Origin of the sequence: Brevundimonas sp. (assembly GCF_018608325.1) — a bacterium.
In the GTDB taxonomy this organism is placed as follows: domain Bacteria; phylum Pseudomonadota; class Alphaproteobacteria; order Caulobacterales; family Caulobacteraceae; genus Brevundimonas.
In genome coordinates, this window is sequence record NZ_JABAZW010000057.1 from 479 (window position 1) to 5,481 (window position 5,003).

Here is a 5,003-nt window from a genome sequence, read left to right on the forward strand (position 1 = left end):
TTCTTTGTCTGAAGCCTATTATTCGGCGGGCTGGGGCGCGCGGCCTTCGACCAGATTGCGCAGGGCCTCGGCGGAATAGGGTTTGCGCAGGAAGGGCCACGGGCTGTTGGACAGCATCTGGTCCACATCCTCGCCGACATAGCCGGAGGTCAGGGCGATGCGCATCTCGGGCCAGTCCTGAGCCGATCGCCGCGCCAGATCGACCCCGCTCATGCCGCCGGGCATGACCACGTCCGTCAGCATCAGGTCAAACCGGCTGGCGCGCAGCGCGTCCAGCGCGGCCGGGCCGTTCTCGGCGCGCTGAACCTCAAGGCCGAAGCTTTCCAGCAGATCGACGGCGACGGCGGCGACGGCGGCGTCATCCTCGACCAGCAGCAGACGCCGCCCCTGAGCGAAGGGCACGTCCGGCGCGGGCGGCAGAAGGGTCGGCACGCTGGTCCGCTTGGCGACAAGCCGGGGCAGGAACAGGGTGATGGCGGCGCCCTGGCCCATGGTGGACGCGACCTGCACGCCGCCGCCCGACTGGTGGGCGAAGCCATAGACCTGGCTGAGGCCCAGGCCCGTGCCCTTGCCCACGCCCTTGGTGGTGAAGAAGGGCTCGAACACCCGGTCGATCACCTCGGGCGACATCCCCTGGCCGTTGTCGGAGATGGTGACGCACACATAGTCGCCCGCCGGCAGTTCAGCGACCTCGCCCGTGTCTATGCGGCGGGCGGCGGTCTGGACGGTGACCTGGCCGCCTTCGCGCTGGCCGCCCGTGACGTCGCCCAGGGCGTCGCGAGCGTTGACGACCAGGTTCAGCAGGGCCGCCTCGAACTGGGCCGGGTCCAGACGGACGCGCGCGGCGCCGCGCTTGAGCCTGAGGTTGAAATCGACCGCCTCGCCGACCGCCCGGCGCAGCAGGGGGGCGCTTTCGCGGATCAGGGTGTTGAGGTCGATCTCCTCGGGACGCAGGGCCTGGCGCCGGGAGAAGGCCAGCAACTGGTGCGTCAGGCTTTCGCCCCGTCGGGCGGCGGCCAGTGCGGCCTCGCCCAGCTTCTTGCGCTTGGCCGGGTCTTCGCTGCGCAGGATGATGTCCAGCGCGCCGATCACGACGGTCAGCAGGTTGTTGAAGTCGTGGGCCACGCCGCCGGTCAGGCGTCCGACCGCCTCCATCCGCTGGGCGTGGGCCAGCTGAGCCTCGGCGTGGGCCTTTTCGTCGAGGGCGGCGCTGACGCGCTCCTCCAGCAACTCGTTGATGCGCTTCAGGTCGTCTTCGGCGCGTTTGGCGTCGGTGACGTCCAGGCTGGCGCCGACATAGCCCTGGAACCGACCCTCGGCGTCGAAACGGGGCACGCCTTCGGTCCGCAGCCAGCGCAGGCCCAGGGTGGGGTGGTTGACGCGAGCCAGGGCCTCGAAGATGTCGCGGGCCTCGAAGGCGCGCATATAGGCGGCGCTGAACACGGGTTCGTCGTCCGGGTGGATCAGGGCGCGCCAACTGTCGGTCAACTGACGTGACGACCGCACGCCGAAGAAGTTGCGGTAGCGCCTGTTGGCGAAATTCATCTGTGCGCTGTCGTCGCTCATCCAGATCAGGGCCGGGGCGCTGTCGGCGACGATGCGGAAACGGGTCTCGGATTCCTCGATTCGCGCCTGGGCCTCGCGCATGTCGGTGACATCAAAGGCCACGCCGACATAGCCCAGCAGGGTCGAGCCGCTGCGGCGCGGGCGCGACCAGGATTTCATCCAGCGCCATTCTCCGTCATGGCGCAGATAGCGGGCCTCCAGCGAGAAGGGACCGCCTGAGGCCTCGCCTTCGCGTGAGGCCAGGCGCATCCGCTCGCGGTCGTCCGGATGGACCGACGCCAGCCAGTCAGCCTCGCGCGCGTCCTTGTACTGGTCGCCGTAGAAGGCGGAATAGGCCTGGTTGACGAACGATCGGGAGCCGTCCTTGCGGCTGACCCAGATCAGGACGGGTGCAATGTCGGCGACGGCGCGGAAACGGGCTTCGCTTTCGCGGGTCTCGGCTTCGGCGCGAGCGCGCTCGACCTCGGCCCAGGTGCGGGCGGCGACCTCTTCCAGAAGGGACGCCTCGGCGTCGGTCCAGACCCGGGGCGTCGTGGAATGGACGTACAGATAGGCCCGCAGGCGGCCGGCCCGGATCAGGGGCGCGCGGATCAGGGCGCGCGTCTGGATGTCGTCAAACACGTCGCAGGCGGCGGCTGTGCGGGGATCGGTGCGGACATCATCGACGCGGACGGTCTGGCCGGACGCCAGATCTTCAATCAGTTCAGCGCCCAGGTCGATCAGCCTGAACTTGCCGCTGGCGCTGGCGACGCCCGCCGTCCAGTCGCGGGTCATGGCGATGACCCCGGCGTCCAGATCAACCTCGCCATAGCCGACGCGGTCCGCCTCCAGCAGTTCGCCCAGCGAGCTCTCGACCATGGCCATGATGGCGTCGGGATCGGACAGGTCGCGCAGCCGGTCGACCAGGGCCAGAAGGAAGGTCTGGCGGCGCTCCTGGCGGCCCAGCGCGTCCAGCGCCTCATGCGTGGCGGTGACGTCGAAGGAGATGCCGATATAGCCCAGGAAGACGCCAGCGTCGTCGAACCGGGGCTTGGCCGAGACGCGCATCCAGCGCCATTCGCCGTCATGGCGCCTGAACCGCACCTCGAACCCATAGGGCTGGCGCGCCGGGCGGGCGACGCCTTGGGCGTCCGCCACCGTCCTGACGTCGTCGGGGTGGACGCTGCCCTTCCAGATATGGCCCTGAATCTCGTCGGCGGGGCGGCCGTAGAACTCCACCAAGGCCTCATTGGCGAATTCGACCGAGCCCTGGGCGTTGGTCAGCCAGACGGGCGAAGGGGCGGTGTTCGCCGTCAGCCGGAAACGGACTTCGCTCTCGCGCAGGGCCTTTTCGGCGGCGCGGGCATCGGTGACGTCCAGATTGACGCCGATCATGCCCAGATAGTCGCCGTTGCGGTTGATGCGCGGACGGGCATGCGAGCGGACGATGCGATAGACGCCGTCGGCGCGTCTCTGACGGGCCTCGATCTCGAACGGTCGACCCGTCGTCAGGGCGTCGGTCGTATCCGCCAGGAAGGCGTCGTGGTCCTCGGGGTGAATGATCTTGCGGAAGTCGAAGGCGTCGAAGTCGATCTTGCCTTCTTTCACGCCCCAGAACTGGCGCTGGTCGGCGTTCATGTGGACGCAGTGCCCCTGGGGATCGCTCATCCAGAGCATGGTGGGGGCGAATTCGCTGATGACCTTCAGCCGGTCTTCGGTTTCGTCCACGCGGGCGTCGGACTGGCGCAGGGCGGAGGCCGAAGCCTCCAGCCGCGTCAGGGTCTTGCGCAGGGAGGCGGCGACCAGGATGCAGAACAGGCCGATGAAGATGAAGGTGGCGGTGGCGGGAACGGCGACAATACGCACCAGGCTGTGCTCGTCGGCGGCGGCCCCAAAGGCGATCACGCCCCAGGCGCCGATCAGGGCGGCGGTCAGGGCGACCAGACCGCCCAGCCTGCCAGCGGCCAACGCCGCCAGCATCACCGCAGGCAGCATGATCGCAAAACCCGTGATGTCGCCGAAAAACGACTTCAGCAGAATGCGCAGGCCCAGCGCCAGGGCGGCGAAACACAGGCCCACCAGGACCTGTTTCATCGGAGACGAGACATCGATGCGCGCCAGACGCAGCAAGGCCTCATCGACGTTTGGAATGCGCTGCAGAATACCCCCAGCCTTCATATTCTGTCAGACCCCAGCCGCCTCGTCGCGAGCGGACGGCGTTCGAATGCTGTCCAACGCTGTGTCAGGTCTTGTGTTCCGGCGTCGGTCGCGGTGAGCATGCATGGCGTCTCATCGCCCAACGCGCTTTAGTTAGCGTTGATGCCGCATCGATAACAGCGGTTTGTTGAGCGCCTGAAAACCGCCCATAATCGCGTGCACGGTTCGGACATGGCGACGTCCTCATCAGATAGGGCGTCGCTTTTTGGGTTTTGAATGCAACTGTCCGGACTGATCACGATGTGGGCGGCGCTGCGGCGCGGCGCGGCGGCCTTGCCGGCGGCCTGCGCCGTGCTGGGCGTGGCCCTGTCTGCGGGGTCGACCGCACGGCCCGACGCCGACCGCGCGGCGGCGGCCCAGGTGCAGACACAGGCTGTGGGCGGAAAGCCCGTGTCGACGGCCGCAGGGGGGCTGTCGGCGCCGCTGACGGCGGAGCAATTAGCCCTGGCCCAAAGTCATGACCCGACCCTGCTGATCCCCGCCCTGTACGGACTGGCGCCCAACTGGGAGGCGGTGCTGCTGGCGGGCAAGGCGCAGGTGGTTCCGGGCGAATATGGTCTGGAGGCCCAGAAGCTGAACGCCGCCATGGCGGTGGTGGCGGGCGCGCTGCGTCCCGCGCGCCCCTTTGTCTTCAAGGGCAGCGCGGAAGACCGCCGTCGCGCCCTTCGCTGTCTGACCCAGGCGGTCTATTACGAGGCGGCGCTGGAGCCGGACGCCGGTCAGGCGGGGGTGGCGCAGGTGGTGCTGAACCGCGTGCGCGATCCCAACTACGCCAACACGGTCTGCGGTGTGGTGTTCGAGGGGGCGGAGCGGACGACGGGCTGCCAGTTCAGCTTCACCTGTGACGGCGCGCTGGCCCAGGCGCCGGTCGCCTGGGCCTGGGACCGGGCGCGCAAGGTCGCCGAGAAGGCCCTGAACGGCGAGGTCGCCCAGCAGGTCGGCACGGCGACCCATTATCACGCCGACTATGTCCACCCGTGGTGGGCGTCGACGGTGGCCAAGGTGAACCAGATCGGGGCGCACATCTTCTATCGCTGGAAGGGCGTCTATGGCGAAACCGCTGCCTTCCGCACCGTCTATCAGGGCCGCGAGCCGAATATCGACGAAGTCCGCTTCTCGCGTCCACGGATGATGACGGCCAGCGCGGGCGCAGCCGACGCGGCCCTGACGCCGACCGGGCCGCTGAAGACGGTCGAGATCGATGGCCATCAGCGCGTGGTGGGCGTCGCCAGCATGGCGGG

2 protein-coding genes are annotated in these 5,003 nt (G+C 68.5%); one reads left to right on the forward strand and one right to left on the reverse strand.

The window, feature by feature from the left end:
* Window positions 1–18: 18 nt before the first annotated feature.
* On the reverse strand, window positions 19–3,723 hold the full coding sequence (locus QZ281_RS06055; RefSeq protein WP_292225915.1) for a PAS domain S-box protein: 3,705 nt from the start codon (window positions 3,721–3,723) through the stop codon (window positions 19–21).
* A 255-nt stretch (window positions 3,724–3,978) separates the two neighbouring features.
* Between QZ281_RS06055 and QZ281_RS06060 the strand changes: the two genes are divergently transcribed.
* Window positions 3,979–5,003: cell wall hydrolase (locus tag QZ281_RS06060; RefSeq protein WP_292225917.1), on the forward strand; the 1,025-nt coding region annotated here is incomplete at its 3' end.

Bases quoted from the DNA above. Each gene is read 5' to 3' on its own strand.
- QZ281_RS06055 (WP_292225915.1), bottom strand. From the start codon at position 3,723: ATGAAGGCTGGGGGTATTCTGCAGCGCATTCCAAACGTCGATGAGGCC.